15 protein-coding genes are annotated in these 16,713 nt (G+C 68.4%); 3 read left to right on the forward strand and 12 right to left on the reverse strand.

The window, feature by feature from the left end:
• Window positions 1-91 precede the first annotated feature (91 nt).
• From ACZYW1_RS19780 to ACZYW1_RS19795, 4 genes are all read right to left on the reverse strand, one after another.
• Window positions 92-880, reverse strand: coding sequence for a polyprenol monophosphomannose synthase (locus ACZYW1_RS19780; protein ID WP_463788174.1), 789 nt, complete (start codon window positions 878-880; stop codon window positions 92-94).
• A gap of 49 nt (window positions 881-929) precedes the next feature.
• A complete protein-coding gene (gene lnt / locus ACZYW1_RS19785) occupies window positions 930-3,125 on the reverse strand; it encodes an apolipoprotein N-acyltransferase (RefSeq protein ID WP_463788175.1) in 2,196 nt (731 codons plus the stop codon).
• Window positions 3,118-4,653, reverse strand: coding sequence for an amidohydrolase (locus tag ACZYW1_RS19790; protein WP_463788805.1), 1,536 nt, complete (start codon window positions 4,651-4,653; stop codon window positions 3,118-3,120). The genes lnt and ACZYW1_RS19790 overlap by 8 nt, the downstream gene beginning before the upstream one ends.
• Window positions 4,654-4,757: 104 nt before the next feature.
• Window positions 4,758-5,249, reverse strand: a complete 492-nt coding sequence (locus ACZYW1_RS19795; RefSeq protein ID WP_463788176.1) for an FxsA family protein — start codon at window positions 5,247-5,249, stop codon at window positions 4,758-4,760.
• Window positions 5,250-5,315: 66 nt separating this feature from the next.
• Between ACZYW1_RS19795 and ACZYW1_RS19800 the strand changes: the two genes are divergently transcribed.
• Window positions 5,316-6,014, forward strand: a complete 699-nt coding sequence (locus tag ACZYW1_RS19800) for a dienelactone hydrolase family protein (RefSeq protein WP_463788177.1) — start codon at window positions 5,316-5,318, stop codon at window positions 6,012-6,014.
• On the opposite strand, the gene ACZYW1_RS19805 is transcribed toward ACZYW1_RS19800, so the two are convergent.
• From ACZYW1_RS19805 to ACZYW1_RS19815, 3 genes are all read right to left on the reverse strand, one after another.
• Window positions 5,997-6,380, reverse strand: a complete 384-nt coding sequence (locus ACZYW1_RS19805; RefSeq protein WP_463788178.1) for a PPOX class F420-dependent oxidoreductase — start codon at window positions 6,378-6,380, stop codon at window positions 5,997-5,999. The genes ACZYW1_RS19800 and ACZYW1_RS19805 overlap by 18 nt on opposite strands.
• 98 nt (window positions 6,381-6,478) lie before the next feature.
• On the reverse strand, window positions 6,479-7,936 hold the full coding sequence (locus ACZYW1_RS19810; RefSeq protein ID WP_463788179.1) for a flavin-containing monooxygenase: 1,458 nt from the start codon (window positions 7,934-7,936) through the stop codon (window positions 6,479-6,481).
• Window positions 7,937-8,005: 69 nt separating this feature from the next.
• Window positions 8,006-8,755, reverse strand: a complete 750-nt coding sequence (locus tag ACZYW1_RS19815) for an SDR family NAD(P)-dependent oxidoreductase (protein ID WP_463788180.1) — start codon at window positions 8,753-8,755, stop codon at window positions 8,006-8,008.
• Between the two features lie 34 nt (window positions 8,756-8,789).
• Between ACZYW1_RS19815 and ACZYW1_RS19820 the strand changes: the two genes are divergently transcribed.
• Window positions 8,790-9,203: a F420-dependent biliverdin reductase gene (locus ACZYW1_RS19820; RefSeq protein WP_463788181.1), complete on the forward strand. Its 414-nt coding sequence runs from the start codon at window positions 8,790-8,792 to the stop codon at window positions 9,201-9,203.
• Window positions 9,204-9,207: 4 nt separating this feature from the next.
• Here the strand turns inward: ACZYW1_RS19820 and ACZYW1_RS19825 are convergent, their stop codons facing one another.
• Window positions 9,208-9,873 carry a GNAT family N-acetyltransferase gene (locus ACZYW1_RS19825; RefSeq protein WP_463788182.1) on the reverse strand — a complete coding sequence of 222 codons (666 nt, stop codon included), beginning with the start codon at window positions 9,871-9,873 and terminating at the stop codon, window positions 9,208-9,210.
• 42 nt (window positions 9,874-9,915) lie between these two features.
• Entirely contained in the window at window positions 9,916-11,046 is a 1,131-nt protein-coding gene (locus ACZYW1_RS19830; protein ID WP_463788183.1) for a M24 family metallopeptidase, read from the reverse strand.
• A gap of 102 nt (window positions 11,047-11,148) precedes the next feature.
• Here ACZYW1_RS19830 and ACZYW1_RS19835 point away from each other — a divergent pair, with 102 nt between their 5' ends.
• Window positions 11,149-12,108 carry a 5'-3' exonuclease gene (locus ACZYW1_RS19835; RefSeq protein ID WP_463788184.1) on the forward strand — a complete coding sequence of 320 codons (960 nt, stop codon included), beginning with the start codon at window positions 11,149-11,151 and terminating at the stop codon, window positions 12,106-12,108.
• A gap of 1 nt (window position 12,109) precedes the next feature.
• On the opposite strand, the gene ACZYW1_RS19840 is transcribed toward ACZYW1_RS19835, so the two are convergent.
• The 3 genes from ACZYW1_RS19840 to tatC form a co-directional block, all read right to left on the reverse strand.
• On the reverse strand, window positions 12,110-12,904 hold the full coding sequence (locus tag ACZYW1_RS19840) for a DUF4333 domain-containing protein (RefSeq protein ID WP_463788185.1): 795 nt from the start codon (window positions 12,902-12,904) through the stop codon (window positions 12,110-12,112).
• 69 nt (window positions 12,905-12,973) lie between these two features.
• Window positions 12,974-15,772, reverse strand: coding sequence for a DEAD/DEAH box helicase (locus ACZYW1_RS19845; protein ID WP_463788186.1), 2,799 nt, complete (start codon window positions 15,770-15,772; stop codon window positions 12,974-12,976).
• Window positions 15,756-16,706, reverse strand: coding sequence for a twin-arginine translocase subunit TatC (tatC, locus tag ACZYW1_RS19850; RefSeq protein WP_463788187.1), 951 nt, complete (start codon window positions 16,704-16,706; stop codon window positions 15,756-15,758). Before tatC ends, ACZYW1_RS19845 begins: the two co-directional genes overlap by 17 nt.
• Window positions 16,707-16,713: the final 7 nt, after the last annotated feature.

The raw sequence follows: 16,713 nt of genomic DNA on the forward strand, positions 1-16,713 counted from the left end.
GGTCCTCCCCGATTTGCAGACCGCAAGTACGCAACACGGCTGAAAACTGAGATTACGGTATGAGCTGATAATTCTCTATGGGAAATCTCAGTTACCGAGTGACGGTGGTCACACTCTTGCGGTGCAGGCGCCCGTTGATCCCCCACTGCGCCACCTTGACCACGGCTTCGCGGATATTGGAGCCGCTCATCTTCGACACGCCGAGTTCGCGCTCGGTGAAGGTGATCGGTACCTCGGCGACGACGAAACCGTTGGTGATGGTCCGCCACGTCAGGTCGATCTGAAAGCAGTAGCCCTTCGAGTCGACGTGGTCGAGGTCGATCTTCTCCAGCACGTCGCGGCGGTAGGCGCGATAGCCGGCGGTGATGTCGTGGATGCCGATGCCCAGCGCCAGCCTGGCGTAGGTGTTGGCGGTCCAGGACAGTGCCCAGCGCCGCCAGGGCCAGTTCTTCACGTCGCCACCGTCGACGTAACGCGACCCGATTACCAGGTCGGCGCCGCCGTCGACGGCCTCGAGTAGCCGATGCAGTTGCTCGGGCGCGTGGCTGCCGTCGGCGTCCATCTCGACCAGCGTGGTGTAACCGCGGGAAAGACCCCAGGCGAAGCCCGCCAGATACGCCGCGCCGAGTCCGTCTTTGACGGTGCGGTGCATGACGTGGATCAGGCCGGAGTTGGCCGCAGACAAGTCGTCGGCCAGCTGACCGGTGCCGTCCGGGCTGTTGTCGTCGACGATCAACAGGTGCACCTCGGGGAGCGCCGCGCGGAGTCGCTGCACGATGAGTGGGAGGTTCTCCCGCTCGTTAAAGGTGGGGATGATCACCAGGGTGTGCAGGCTGGGGCGATCGCCCGCAGCCCGGGGCACCGAGTCACCGCCGCTCATGCGCGCCGCTCCTCCTCATCCCTCAGCTCTGCATCGTCGCCGGCGCCGCTCATAGGTCTCCTTCTTCTGGCCCTGTGCGGGCGGAATCTCTGCCGTCCTCGTCGACTCCGTGCTCGGACGGCGGGTCGTCACCGTCGGCCACCGCGTCGTCAGCAGGCGGGTCGTCGTCGGATTTCTCCGACGCGGGAGCGCCTCTGTTCGCCAACTCGGACAGCCGTCGGTGGATATCCGTTAGCCAACCATTGTGCAGTATCCCGGCTGAAAGGACCGCGAGAGCGGCGACGAGCAGGGCGCCCTGCAGCAGTGGACCCCACTTGGCAGCCGGTGTCATCGTCGTCTTCAGGCGGACCTGACTGTCCAGATAGCCCGGCGTGAAGAAGCGTGTCCGGTGTAGCTCGCGGCCATCGGGAGTAACCACCGCCGAGATTCCGACGTTGCTGGCGACAAGGGCGTAGCGGTCCAGCTCGACGGCGCGCAGCTTGGAGAACGCCAACTGCTGCTCGCTCATCGTCTGGTTGAAGTTGGCGTTGTTCGCCGGGACGGCGATCAGCTGAGCGCCGTTGCGGACCGAGTGCTGCAGCGCGCGGTCGAAACTGACCTCCCAGCATGTCGCGATACCGATCGGGGTGCCCGCGGCGTGCACGACACCGGAGCCCCGGCCGGGAACGATGTAGCCGGCCATGTCCGCCAATCCGGACAGGTGCCGGAAGAACCCGCGCCAGGGCAGGTACTCGCCGAACGGTTGCACGATCCTCTTGTCGTGCCGGTCGCCGGGACCCGAACCGGGGTTCCAGACGATCACGGTGTTGGTCTGCGCCGGCTCGCCGGACGGCCGGTTCGCGAGGTCGAGCACCGTGCCCACCAGGATCGGCGCCCCGATCGCCTCGACGGCAACGGAGATCTCTTGAGCAGCCTCGGGATTGGCGGTGGGATCTATTTCAGACGCGTCTTCGGGCCACACCACGAAGTCGGGGTGCGGGGCGCGACCGGCGCGCACGTCGTCGGCGAGTCGGCGGGTTTCCCGGAGGTCGTTGCCGAGCACAGCCAGGCGTTGAGCATTGAACTCCAGCCCCAGTCGGGGCACGTTGCCCTGCACCACGGCCGCGGTGACGGTCGGCTCGTTGCCCGACCCGGTCCCGGAGTGGCGCACCTGCGGCCACACCGCGGCGGCAAGGAAGAACATCAGGCAGATGCAGAGCGCCGGCAACACGACCGCGGGTGGGGCGTCAGCCGTGCGGGCGGCTTCGGCGTCATGCCGGCGCTGCGACGCCCGCCACCACGTCGCCGTCTCCAGCACCAACGCGGCTGCCGCGCAGCCGGTGAGCACGATCGCCAGCGAGAGCAGCGGGACACCGCCCAGCCGGGCCAGCGGCAGGAACGGCCCCGACGTCTGACCGGCGGCCACCACTCCCCACGGGAAACCGCCGAACGGGATGGTGCATTTCAGCCACTCCTGCGCGGTCCACAACAGCGCGAACCAGATCGGCCAGCCCGGCAGCCGCCGCACGGTGACCGCTGCCAGCCCGAACACTGCCGGGAAGAACGCACAGAGCAGCACCAGCGCCAACAGCGGAACGCCGCCCACCAGAATGCTGATCCAACGGATCAGCGGTAGGTAGAACACCACCCCGAACAGGAGCCCGTAGCCGAAACCGCCGAGGAGCGTGGTGGCCGGCCGGGTCAGCACCCAGGCCAGCACTCCGAAGGCGAGGATCGCCGCCCACCACCAGTTGAACCGCGGGTAGCTCGCGAACAGCAGCAGCCCGGCGACGACTGTCGCGCCCAGTCGCGTCAGCCGCGGCCGGAGCCACCGACCTGCCTGCGGCACCCGTACCCGCGTTTCGCGAGCCAACCAGAAGGCCAGCGCCGCGGCCAGGTAAGCCAGCCGCCGCCACAGATACTTCCCCGCCCGGGCGGCCCGGTCGCGGACCTCCGCCAGCCACTCACTGCTGCGCGATTCGGTCCCAGGGTCCGGCGGGGCGAGGTCGCTCACCTCGTCGTCGGCGTCGTCGTCGGCGCCGATCTCGTCGCCGGTGTCCGGGTCGACGTCGGGAATCGGCGGAATCTCCCCGGTGACCTCGGTCTCCGCCGGGACCGGGATTTCCCCGGTGACCGCCGCCTCCGGCACCGGGATCTCACCGGTGATCGCGTCGTCGTCCTTGACCGGATCGGTGATCGCCGGGATGACCTCGGTGCGCTCCCCCGGACGCTGCCGGCGGTCGAATCGCCGCAGTCCCTTAGCCATGGAGCACCGCGCCTCGATGCACGGTCTGCCGGCATCGCGGCAACCGGTCGCCGGCGTCCAGTCGCGGGAGCGCCGGTGTCCGAGACCGCGGATCGGTCGACCATCGCCGTGCGGCGTCGCTACTACTCGCAGTCGATTCCAGCTCGTCGACGTCCCACACCGCGTACGAGGCCGGAGCGCCTGGAACCAGCGTGCCCAGAACACCGTCGCCGGCCCCGCCGGCCCGCCAGCCGCCCCGGGTCGCGGCCGCGAAAGCCGCCCGTGCGGAGATCGAACTCTCGGGGGTGTGGTGATGGACGGCCGCCCGGATCGTCGCCCACGGGTCGAGGCCGGTCACCGGGGCGTCGGATCCGAACGCGAGGGCCACGCCTTGGGATGCTAGCAGCGCAAACGGGTTGAGCAGCGTCGCCCGATCGGTACCCAGACGACGCGCGTACATACCGTGCCGACCGCCCCAGAGGGCGTCGAAATTGGGTTGCATGCTGGCCAGCACTCCCCACCCGCCGAGCTTGGCCGCTTGCTCACCGGTGACCATCTCCAGGTGCTCCAGGCGGTGGCCGCAGCGGGCCACCGCAGGCACTCCGAGGTCATCGACGATGCGTTCGAGAGCGTCGACGACGGACGCGACCGCGGCGTCGCCGATGACGTGGAATCCGGCCGTCACACCGGCTTGGGTGCATGCGCGCAGATGCGCGGCGACGGCCTCGGCGTCGAGATAGCAGGTTCCGCAGTGATCGGGGGCGTCGTCGTAGGGGTTGTGCAGCCACGCGGTGCGCGACCCGACAGCTCCGTCGACGAACAGGTCGCCGGCCAGCCCGGCCGCGCCGGTGTCGTCGAGCAGCGCCCGGGCCTGGGCCGGGCTGGTGACCGCCTCACCCCAGTAGCCGGTCACCTCGACGCCGTGGTCGAGCGCGTGCACGGCCTTCCAGTCGTCCAGGCCGCCGATCTGCGGCCCGGCGCATTCGTGAACGGCGACAATGCCGTTCGCGGCGGCGGCACCCAGCGCGGCCAGCCGGGCGTCGGCGCGTTGGGCGTCGGTCAAAAGGTCGCGCGCAGCGGCGCGGACCCGGTGATGCGCGTCGGCAACCAGCGGTCGCTGTTCGTCGAATCCGGTGGCCGAGGCCAGCCCGTCGACCCGCTGCCGCAGACCGGTCGACGCCAGTGCCGAGTGCACGTCGACGCGGGCCAGGTAGGCGGGTCGGCCGCCGAGCACGGCGTCGAGGTCGGCGGTGCTCGGCGCGGCGTTGCCGGGCCACGACGACTCGTCCCAGCCGTGGCCCCAGACCGGTTCACCGGGACGGTCGGCCGCGTAGTCGGCAACCAGCCGCAGGCAGTGTTCCAGCGACGAGGCGGCGCGCAGGTCGAGGCCGGTGAGGGTCAGACCCGTCGCGGTGAGGTGGATGTGGCTGTCGACGAATGCCGGCGCGACGAAGCCTCCGGCCAGGTCGACGACGTCCGCCCGGGCGAACTGGTCGCGGCCGACGTCGTCGCTGCCCAGCCAGGCCACGGCACCGTCGCGCACCGCCATCGCGGTGGCGTCGGGATGGCTCGGGCTGTGCACCCTGCCGTTGATCAGCAGGGTGGTCGGGACGTCGGTCACGCCGATAGAACCTACGGGGTCGGGTGTGGTGACTATTCGGGCCGCAGCCGCAGGGCGGGCCGGTTGAGATCCTCGGTGACGTCGGAGACGTCCACGACCGCACCGTCGATGTAATCGGGCCGCGGCGGACGGCGATACCCACCGATGTCGGCGACGGTGATCAGCGGAATACGCCGGCCGAGGCCGCGGACCGCCATCGCGCCGAGCAGCGGACGCGCCGCGGCCCGCGTCGGCGGCAGCAACAGCAGCAGCCCCGCCACGCTGGTCAACAGGCCCGGCACCACGACGAGCAGCGTGCCCAGCGCGACGGCCATGCCGTCGGCGGCCAGCCTCGACTGGCTCCCGTTCACCCCGGACCGCAGCCGGTTCAGCTGCACCTTCAGCTGCGAGCCCGCCAGTGCGAGTCCGCCGGCGAACCCGACCAGCAGCAGCACCAGGGTCCAGCCGAGCCCGATCGTCGAGGCCAGCGCGACGACGACCGCCAGCTCGGCGACGACGTAGAGCAGAAACAGTCGCGACACCATGAGATGGAAACGTCGCGGACCGCCGCGAGAGTTCCGCAGACCGACACCGCGGGGTTAGATGGCGTGGTGACGACAATCGAGATCGACACCCCGACCGGCCCGATCGACGCCCTGCTGGACGTCCCCCCGGGGCAGGGCCCGTGGCCCGCCGTGGTGATCATCCACGACGCGCTGGGTTACCAGGCGGACAAAGAGTCGATCAACCGCCACATCGCCACGGCCGGATACCTGGCGCTGACGCCCAACCTGTTCTCCCGTGGCGGCTGGGCACGCTGCGTCACCAAGGTGATGCGCCAGCTGCAGAGCAAGCAGGGGCAGGCACTGGACGACGTGCTCGCGGCACGGGACCATCTGAAGTCCTTGCCGGACTGCACCGGCCGGGTCGGCATCGCCGGCTTCTGCATGGGCGGCGGATTCGCACTTGTCATGTCGCCCAAGGGTTTCGATGCCTCGGCACCGTTCTACGGCGCGCCGTTGCCGACGCACCTCAGCGAGACGCTCGACGGCGCCTGCCCGATCGTCGCCAGTTACGGCAGCCGCGACCCGATCGGTATCGGAGCGTCCAAGAAGCTGCAGCGGGTGCTCGACCACAAGGGCATTCCCAACGACGTCAAGGCGTACAAGGCCGGACACAGCTTCGCCAACAAGCTGCCCGCCCAGCCGCTACTGCGGATCACGGGATTCGGCTACAACGAAGAGGCCACCGAGGACGCCTGGGCGCGGGTGTTCGCGTTCTTCGGCGAGCACCTAGGAAGCAGCGCGTAACTCCAGGCCGACGTTGTTCGCCATTCCGCCGCGCAACTTGCTGAACAGTCCGAACACCCAGCCGACGATGCCGTACTCGTGCTTGATGGCGTCGTAGACCCGGCCGGTCTGTGACGAGTCGAGGATGGTGGCGGTCGCTTCGATGGCTTCGCTTTTCGGGTTTCCCCGCCGGTCGCAGATCGCCAGCGTGACTCGAGGCGTGTTACGAATCCGCTTGACCTTCCACGATTTTGCCTGCGTGATGACCAGCAGACGGTCCCCGTCGTCGGCGGCCCAGATTGCCGTGGGCTTGGGCCGGCCGTCTTTGGTGAAGGTGGTCAGCAGGACGAATTCAGCTTTGGCGACATCTGCGAAAGTGGTGGCCACGCCGCCAGTCTAGCGGCCGGAATCGGCGCAGCGGCCGGTCGAATCTGCCGCAGTGGCGCCGGGCCGAGAGCGGTCCGGAAGCGGCGGCTCGGTGACCCTCAGCCGGGTCGCACGTCGAAGTCGGCGAGTTGCGGTTGGCGCAGTAGTTTGTGGTGGGTCTCCGGGGTCCAGGGAAAGAGCTCCGGCAGACCGTCTTCGCCGAGATACCAACTGTTGCATCCACTCACCCAGATAGTTTGTGGCATAGCCTCTTTCATGCTTTCGTTGTATTCCTTCGTGGCCGCCTCCGTAGGCGCGGCAGCGCGCACCACACCGTCGCGGATCTTGGTGATCCACCACAACGCGTAGTCGGCCTGGTCCTCGGCAACGGGGATCAGCGATTGGTTGCCGATCGGCGAGTGGGGACCCATCAGCATGAACAGATTCGGAAAACCGGGCACCGCGACCGACCGGTAGGCCTTGGGGCCGCCGGCCCACGCCTCGGCCAACGTCAGCCCGCCCTCGCCGACGACCGCCAGCGGCCGCACATAGGCACGGGCATCGAATCCGGTGGCATAGACCAACAGATCCAGTTCGTGCAGGGTGCCGTCGGCGGTGACCACACCGCGGGGTTCGACGTGGTCGATCCGGTCGGTGATGACCTCGACTCCGGGTTGCTGCACCGAGCGGTAGAAGTGCCCGGCCATGATCATCCGCTTGCACATCGGCTGGTCCGCCGGCGTCAGCTTGGCTCGAAGTTCCGGGTTGCGCACCGACAGACGCAGATTCAGCCGGCACTCCGCCTGCACCAGGCGACGCCGCAAACCCGGACGGATCGGCGCGCGGCCGAAGATGGCCCTGAACAGCGTCCCCCAGAACCAGTACCCGAGTGCGTTCAACCGCGGCCATCGGGACAAGGCGGTCTTGGTCAGCGTCGAATACCGGACGTTGGGCAGCGGGTAGACCCACTGCGCAGTGCGCTGGAAGATCGACAGCTGGCGCACGGCGCCGCCCAATCGGGCAACGATCTGCACGCCGGTGGACCCTGTCCCGATCAAGCCGATCCGCTTGTCCGCCAACGAGATCGAATGATCCCACTGCGACGAGTGGAACGACGGGCCGGCGAAGGTCTCCAGTCCGGCGATGTCGGGATGTCGAGGAACCCGCAGGACCCCGGTGGCGGTGATCAGCACATCGAAGACCTCCTCGCCGCCGTCGGTGGTGAGCCGCCACTTCTCGTCGTCATACACAGCGGAGACGACTTCGACGCCGAACCGGATGTGCCGTCGGATGCCGTACTCGTCGGCCACCTGCTGGAAGTAGGCCTGTATCTCGGGTCCCGGCGGCAGCACGTGGGACCAACCGGGATTGGGCCGAAACGAGTAGGAGTAGTAGCGGGACGGCACATCACAGGTGAGGCCGGGATAGGTGTTGTCGCGCCAGGTGCCCCCGACGTCGTCGGCCTTCTCGAAGATCGTGTACGAATCGATGCCGGCCTGCTGCAACTTGATGGCCATGCAGAGGCCCGACATCCCGGCGCCGATGATCGCGACTTTCGGTGACTTCGCCTGCGTCATGAGAACCCTCCGGCCTCTCGCTGGCCAGGATGCTACGCCCGGCTGCGCAGCGGCGTCGGGGGTTGGCGTTTATCGCGGCATCCGGCGCCAGAAGAATTGCGGCAGCAGCCTGAAACCGAAGAACACCGGCCGCAATGTCCATGGGATCCACACCGTCCGTCTGCCCCTGGTCAGGGCACGCTCGGTCGCCGCGGCCACCTGTGCCGGGGTGCTCGACAAGGGAGCAGGCGTCATCCCTTCCGTCATTCGCCCGATCACGAAACCCGGCCGCACCAGCAGCAGCCGCACCCCGCTGCCGTGCAGCGAGTCGGCCAGTCCGCTGGCGAAGCCGTCCAGGCCCGCCTTGGCCGACCCGTAGACGTAGTTGGCACGACGCACCCGAACACCGGCCACCGACGAGAACACCACCAGCGCCCCATGACCGGATCGGCGCATCGCCGCGGCCAGATGGGTGAGCAGGCTGACCTGCGCGACGTAGTCGGTGTGCACGACGGCGACCGCATGGGCGGCATCCGTTTCGGCGCGGTGTTGATCGCCCAGAATCCCGAAGGCCAGCACCGCCGTGTCGATCGGCCCGTGCTCAGCGATGACCGAATCGACCAGCGGGCCGTGGGATTCGAGGTCGTCGGCGTCGAATTCGACGCATGCCACGCGCGCCGCGCCGGCCGCCCGCAGAGCCGCGACCTGTTCGTCGAGACGGTCGGCGTTACGGGCCGCCAGCACGATCGACGCCCCGGGGGCGAGCCGGACCGCGAGTTCGCTGCCGATTTCGCTGCGGCCGCCCAGAACAAGGACCGTCGGTGTGCCCGTGTCATCCACGGCTGCGATTATCTCCTGCGCTAGCGTGGCGGTGATGGCGAACTCCACAGCCCGGCTGACCAACGACGCGCTGGCATTTCTGACCGAGCGTCACCTCGCGATGCTGACGACGTTGCGGGCCGACAATTCGCCGCACGTCGTGGCGGTCGGATTCACCTTCGACCCCAAAACGCATATCGCCCGGGTCATCACGACGGGTGGCTCACAGAAGGCGGTGAACGCCGACCGCGGCGGGGTCGCCGTTCTCAGTCAGGTGGACGGCGCCCGATGGCTGTCGCTGGAGGGGCGGGCGAGCGTCAACGGGGAGACCGATGCCGTCCGTGACGCGGAACTCCGGTATGCGCAGCGCTACCGCACGCCGCGGGAGAACCCGCGACGCGTCGTGATCGAAGTCCAGATCGAAAGGGTGCTCGGATCTTCGGATCTGTTGACCCGCAAAGCGGACTAGCCCGCTAGACCAGCGTGGCGCCGGGCGCGCGGATCACCAGCGGTACTGCCGGAAAATACGCCGCGAGCTCCGGACGCGACTTGGACAGCGCCGCAGTGCCGTAACCACGGTGCCGGTAGTCCGGGTGAATCCAGATACGCACGTGCACCTCGTGGCCGTCGAGCTCGCCGAACACCATACCGACCTTCTCCTCGCCGTCGACCGCGACGAACCAGGCCGCCTCTTCGGCCTCGAATCGCTCTTGCGCGGCACGGATTTCGTCCTCGAGGCCGCCCGCCGGCGCGCCGGAGCCGTCGCCCTTGGCGCCGATCTCCTGGGTCCGCGCGGCGAAGATGTCTTGGTCGGACTCGCCGGAGAAGGCGCGCAGCGCCATGCTCTCCCCCGAGCTGGCCGGCCGGTCCTTGAAAGTGAAGCTCAGGATGTTGTTGAGGTCTTCGAGTTCCGCGGCGATGATCTTGCGGGAATCCTTGGTGAGCTGATCGAACGACATGCCGATGACTGCTTCGGCTCCCAGCCGCGAAGTGTCCAGCAACTCGACGATGCCGTTGACCGCTGAGGGCCGATCGTCGGCTTGCACGATGAGGTCCAGCACTTCGTGTCGACGTTCCAGCGCGGTCATCAGGGCGTTGGTGATTTCTCGGCGGGCGGCGGTGCGATCGTGATCGGTCATCGCCTGAGCCTAATACTCAAAGCGGTCCCAGCGCTTGACTTGTTACGGCCTGACAGGGACCACGATCAGCTCGTGCGGGCGGTGATTCACCGACTCCGCGCCGCCTTCGCCGACCACCACGATGTCTTCGATGCGGGCACCCCATTGACCCGGAAAGTAGATCCCCGGCTCGACCGAGAACGCCATGCCCGCCTGCAGCACGAGATCGTTGCCCGCGACGATGTAGGGCTCCTCGTGCACCGACAGCCCGATGCCGTGGCCGGTGCGGTGGACGAAGTATTCGGCCAGCCCGGCCTCGGCCAGTACGTCGCGCGCGGCAGCGTCGACCTGTTCGGCGGTGACTCCGGGACGCACCGCCTCGACCGCCGCCCGTTGCGCCCGCTGCAGCACCGAATAGTGCTGCGCTACCTCAGGACTCGGCTCGCCGATGCTGTAGGTCCGCGTGGAGTCGGAATTGTAGCCGGGGGCGTATGGGCCGCCGATGTCGACGACCACGACATCACCCGTCTGGAGCTCGCGGTCGGAGTATTCATGGTGCGGGTCGGCACCGTGCGGCCCGGACCCGACGATGACGAACGCCACCTCCGAATGTCCTTCGGCAACAATGGCTTCGGCGATATCGGCCGCCACGTCAGCCTCGGTGCGGCCGGGCGTCAAGAACTCGGGAACCCGGGCATGCACCCGGTCGATCGCCGCGCCCGCCTTGCGCAGCGCGTCGACCTCCGCGGCGTCTTTGACCATTCGGAGTTCGCGCAACACGTCCGTGGCCAGCACCGGCGACACCCCGAGCACCTCGGCCAACGGCAGCAGATGCAGGGCCGGCATGGAATCGGTCACCGCCGTCGCCGCCGGAGCGCCGCCTACGGCCTCGGCAACCCAGAGGTAGGGGTTTTCGCCGTCGACCCAATCCCGCACCACCACGCCGAGATCGGCGACCGCGGACTGCCGCAACGCGGCCAGCTCCAAGCGCGGCACGACGATGGTCGGGTCGCCGGAGACCGGCAGCACCAGCGCGGTGAGACGTTCGAAGGTCTGTGCGCGCGAGCCGATCAGATAGCGAAGGTCGTAACCCGGTGTGATCACCAGGCCGGCCAGACCCGCCTTCTCGGTGGCGGCGACAGCGGCGGCCACGCGGCGGCGATAGACCTCGGCATCGAAGCGGTCAGCACCCATGAGGTTCAGGCTACTGGGACGTGTCGTCTCCGCGCTCTGGGCGAAGAAGTTCGAGTTGCACACGCCTTCGACACAGGATCGACGACGCATATGCTCACGGTCATGTCTGCACCGGTGCTGCTGCTCGACGGCGCCAGCATGTGGTTCCGCTCGTTCTTCGGCGTCCCGTCATCGATCACCTCGCCCGACGGTCGGCCGGTCAACGCGGTCCGCGGCTTCATCGACTCGGTCGCCACGGTGATCACCCGGCACAAACCGGGCCGGCTGGTGGTGTGCCTGGATCTGGACTGGCGTCCGCAATTTCGGGTCGACCGCATCCCGTCCTACAAGGCGCATCGGGTCGAGGAGGAAAACCCAAGCGGGCAAGCCGATGTCGAGGAAGTACCGGACGATCTGTCGCCGCAGGTCGACATGATCATCGAGATCCTGGAGGCGTTCGGCATCTGCACGGGCGGCGCAGAGGGATACGAAGCCGACGACGTGATCGGCACGCTGGCCGCCCAGGAGCGACGCGATCCGGTGATCGTCGTCAGCGGTGACCGCGATCTGCTGCAGGTGGTCCGCGACGAGCCGGTCGAGATCCGGGTGCTCTATCTCGGCCGCGGTCTGACCAACGCGACGCTGATGGGCCCGGTCGAGGTGGCGGAGAAATACGGCGTACCCGTCGAGCGCGCCGGCGAAGGCTACGCCGAGCTGGCGTTGCTGCGCGGTGATCCGTCCGACGGTCTGCCGGGCGTTCCCGGTATCGGCGAGAAGACCGCCGCGACGCTGCTCGCCCAGCACGGCTCACTGGAGGCGATCCTCGCCGCCGTGCCCGAGCCGAAATCCGCACTGGCCAAAGGGGTGCGGAACAAGCTGCGATCAGCGGCCGACTACATCGAGGTGGCCGGGCCGGTGGTGCGGGTGGCCACCGACGCCCCGATCACATTCTCGACGGCCGACGACGCGCTGCCACTGGTTGCCGCTGACCCGCCGCGGGTCGCCGATCTCGCGACCCGACTCGGCGTCGGGTCCTCGATCGCCCGGCTGCAGAAAGCGCTCGACGCCCTACCCGGCTCGTGACCTACTTGGGCCGGCCGACCTCGTAGGTGCCCTTGTTGTCCTGGAACGTCACCGTCACCGACCGCTTGGTGCCGTCGATGCTGACGTCGCAGTCGAAGCTGGCACCCTTTTTCACCGTCGGGTTCTGGCCGTTGTTGCACTTGACGTCTTTGACGTTCTTCGCGCCGTAGCCGTTGGTGCCGTCAGTGAGGATCTGCTGCACTCCGGCCTCGGCCTTGCCGACATCCAGCTTGGTGGTGACGAAGAACCCGGGGGCCCAGAAGCCCAGCACCAGGATCACCGCGACGATGGCGGCGGCCACCAGCCCGACGACCGTGCCGATGGTCTTCTTCGACCGCGCCGGGCGGGCCGGCGGCTGACTGTAGGGCCCGGGGTACTGGCCGTACTGACCGGGCTGCGGGTACTGGCCCGGCTGGCCGTATTGGCCTGGCTGACCCGGTTGGCCCGGCTGACCATATTGACCCGGCTGGCCCGGCTGACCGTACTGTCCCGGCTGCTGGCCGTAGGCCGCGGTTTGATCGGGGTACTGCCCCTGCTGCGGGTAGCCCTGCGGGTACGACTGCGACGGCGGGTAGTACTGCGCGGGCGGCTGCTGGTACTGGCCGTACTCGGTCGGCGTGTACGCCGGCGCCTGCCAGGTCTGCTGCTCGCCGCCCGAGGCCTGCCAGCCCTGCTCACTGCCCGGTTGATGCTGCCACGGTGAGGCCTGCTGGGTCTGATCCTCGCCGGATTTCTGACCTTCGCCCTGAGGCGGCTGCCACCCCTGCGTCGGGTCGGATCCTTGCGGTCCGCTCATCGTGTCTCAGTCCTCCTGAATTGAAGTCCTCGCATCGGTCGCCGTAGGCAACCGTAACCTCGGCTCAGCCTACCCGGCATCAACTGCCACGACGCCGCGCCGAATCGCGTCGATCGCCCGCTTGGCGGCCGCCCGCAGCTCCGGCTGCGGGGCCGCGTTCCGCACCTGGTCCAGCAGGTCAAGCACCTGACGGCACCACCTGACGAAATCCCCGGGCGACAGCGTCGAGCCGGTGCCCTCGTTGTCGGCGGCCGCCAGCGCGGTGACCAGGTCGCCGCTGCTGGCCCACCGGTAGATGGCGGCGACGAAGCCGTCGTCGGGCTCGCGGGTCGGGGTGATGCGGTGACGATGCTCGTCGGCGCGCAACTGCCCCGACAGGCGTCGCGTCTGCGCCAGCGCCTGCCGCAACCGTGGGGTCGGGATCTGCTCGTGCCGCGGCGCCCCCGGGCCATCGCTGCCGCGGGTCTCGTAAAGCACGGCCGAGAGCACCGCGGCCAACTCGGCGTCCTTGAGTCCGGTCCACGCGTCGGTCCGCAGGCATTCGGCGACCAGAAGGTCGCTCTCGCTGTAGATCCGGGCCAGCAACCGCCCGTCGTCGGTGACAGTGGGAGTGCCGTCCTGGACAGCGATGTAGCCACGCTCGGTCAGCAGCCCGACGATGCGGTCGAAGGTGCGGGCCAACGAGTTGGTGGCGGCGGCGACCTTCTTCTCCAACGCCGCGTTGTCACGCTCGATCCTCAGGTACCGCTCGGCCACCCGCACGCGGGTCTCTCGATCGGCGTCGCGGTGGGCCGGGTGGCGGCGCATCTTGTCCCGCAGCGCCGCCAACTCCGGGTCGGCGTCGCGGCCTTCGGCGTGCTTGCCGCGACGGTCACCGGATGCCGACAGGCCGGCCGCCGCCGAGCGCAGCGCCGACGCCAGGTCACGCCGCACCCGGGGTTGCCGGTGTTCGATGCGCTTTGGCAGCGTCATCGATCCCACCGGTGCCGACTCACCGGAATAGTCCGCCGAGGAAATCCTTCCGGCCCAACGATTTTCAGTCAGCACCAGCGGCCGCGGGTCGGATTCGTCGCGGGCCGGCTCCAAGACGACGGCCAGCCCGCCGCGCCGGCCGTGGGTGATCGTGATGATGTCACCCTTACGCAGAGCCGAGAGCGCAGTGTTGATCGCCTGCCTGCGCTGCAGCCGCGACGCCCGGGCCTGCGCGCGTTCCTGCTGGCTGATCTGGTCACGCAGCCGGGCGTATTCGAGGATCGGTGCCCGGTGGCCGCCGAATTCGGCGGCGACTTCGTCGAGCATCTGCCGCCCCCGCTCGACCCCGCGGACCAGGCTCACCACCGACCGGTCTGCCTGGTATTGCGCGAACGACTGCTCCAGTAGCCGGTGCGCCTGCTGGGTGCCCACCCGGTTCACCAGGTTGATCGTCATGTTGTAAGACGGCGCGAACGAACTGCGCAGGGGAAAGGTTCGGGTCGATGCCAGGCCTGCGACCTCGGCCGGCTCGGTGGTCTCGTCGCCGGGGCTCCACAGCACCACGGCGTGACCTTCAACGTCGATGCCGCGCCGTCCGGCCCGCCCGGTGAGTTGGGTGTACTCCCCGGGCGTCAACGGCAGATGCTGTTCGCCGTTGAATTTCACCAGCCGCTCCAACACCACGGTGCGGGCCGGCATGTTGATGCCCAAAGCCAGTGTCTCGGTGGCAAATACGGCCCGGATCAGGCCGGCCGTGAAGAGCTCTTCGACCGTGTGACGGAACACCGGCAGCAGGCCGGCATGGTGGGCCGCGATGCCGCGCATCAACCCCTCACGCCATTCGTAGTAGCCGAGCACGGCGAGATCGGAGTCCTCCAGATCACCGCAGCGGTGATCAATCACCTCCGCGATCTGCGCCCGCTCCTCCTCGGTGGTCAACCGCAGCGACGACCGCAGGCATTGCGATACCGCGGCGTCGCAGCCGACGCGGGAGAAGATGAAGGTGATCGCCGGCAGCAGACCGTCCGCATCCAGCATCTGGATCACGTCCGGCCGTGACGGCGGGCGGTAGAAGCCGCGATGATCCGAACGCCCCGGCCCTCCCCGGCCCCCGCCACGGCGCGGGCCGCGCCAGTCGGACAGCCGATCGGCCTCACGGCGATGAGCGATGTGCCGCAACAGGTTTGGGTCGACGATCGCGTGCCGCCGATCCCCCGGCTCGTGAGCGTCATAGTCGAACAGGTCGAACAGTCGCTTGCCGACCAGCATGTGCTGCCACAGTGGGACCGGCCGGTGGTCGTCGACCACCACCGAGGTGTCGCCGCGCACGGTCTGGATCCAGCCGCCGAACTCCTCGGCGTTGCTCACCGTCGCGGACAGGCTGACCAGTCGCACGTCGCCGGGCAGATGCAGGATCACCTCTTCCCACACCGCGCCCCGCATCCGGTCGGCGAGAAAATGCACTTCATCCATCACGACGTACGAAAGTCCGCGCAGCGCAGGGGAATCGGCGTAGAGCATATTGCGCAGTACCTCGGTGGTCATCACCACCACCGGGGCGTCGGCGTTCACCGACAGGTCACCGGTGAGCAACCCGATCTGTTCTCTGCCGTAGCGCGCCACGAAGTCGTTGTGCTTCTGGTTGCTCAGCGCCTTGATCGGCGTGGTGTAGAAGCATTTTCCGCCGGACTTCAGGGCCAGGTGGACGGCGAATTCGCCGACGATGGTCTTGCCGGCGCCGGTCGGCGCGCACACCAGCACCCCATGACCGCTCTCCAGCGCCACACAGGCCCGCAGCTGGAAGGGGTCGAGTTCGAACGCCAATTCCGCGGCGAATCCAGCCAATTCGCCCGCAGCGGGTGCTCCCCCGCTGGGCGCCTCAGGTGATGTCGTCATGAGGTCCGGTGATGCTCGACGGCGCACCGACCGTCGACGGCGAGTCCACGGCGGACGGCGGATCGATCACCGAGGCTTCGTCGTCGTCGAGGGCGGTCAGGGCTTCGCGCCTGGCTTTGCGTCTGTCGTGCACGCGGGCGATCTGGATGGCCAGTTCCAGCAGTAACGTCAGTGCCAGACCCAGCGCCGTCATCGAGAACGGGTCGGAGCCGGGCGTGAAAACGGCGGCGAACACGAACATCGCGAAGATTAGGCCGCGCCGCCACGATTTCAGGCGCTCGTAGGGCAGCACGCCGACGAAGTTGAGCATCACGACCAGCAGTGGAAATTCGAAGCTGGCCCCGAACACCAGCAGCAGGTTGATCAGAAACCCGAAATAGCGGTCGCCGGACAGGGCCGTCACCTGCACGTCGCTGCCGACGGTCAGCAGGAAGTGCAGCGCCTTGGCCAGCACGAGATAGGCCAACACCGCGCCGGTGACGAACAGCAGCGCCGCCGGCACCACGAATGCGACGGCGAAACGCTTCTCCTTCTTGTACAGCCCCGGAGTGATGAACGCCCAGACTTGGTACAGCCACACCGGGCAGGCCATCACCACGCCCGCCGTCAGCGCGACTTTCAGCCGCAGCATGAACTGGTCGAAGGGCGCGGTGGCCAGCAGCCGGCACTGGCCGTTCGCGATGTCCGCCCGCGCGGACGGCGGCAACGCGCAGTACGGGTGGCGCAGCCACTCGCCCAAGCTTTCCATGCCGAACAGCGGGTGCGAGTACCAGACGAACCCGAGAGCGGTGGTCAAGGCGATGGTGGCCAGCGCGGTCAGCAGACGCGTCCGCAGCTCGGTGAGATGAGCGACCAACGACATGGTCGCGTCCGGGTTGGTGCGGCTGCGGCGGGAACGCGGATCGAACCGCCTGAATAGACCGGTGGTGCGCACAGTGAAT

This window comes from Mycobacterium sp. IDUB_36 (genome assembly GCF_055419225.1).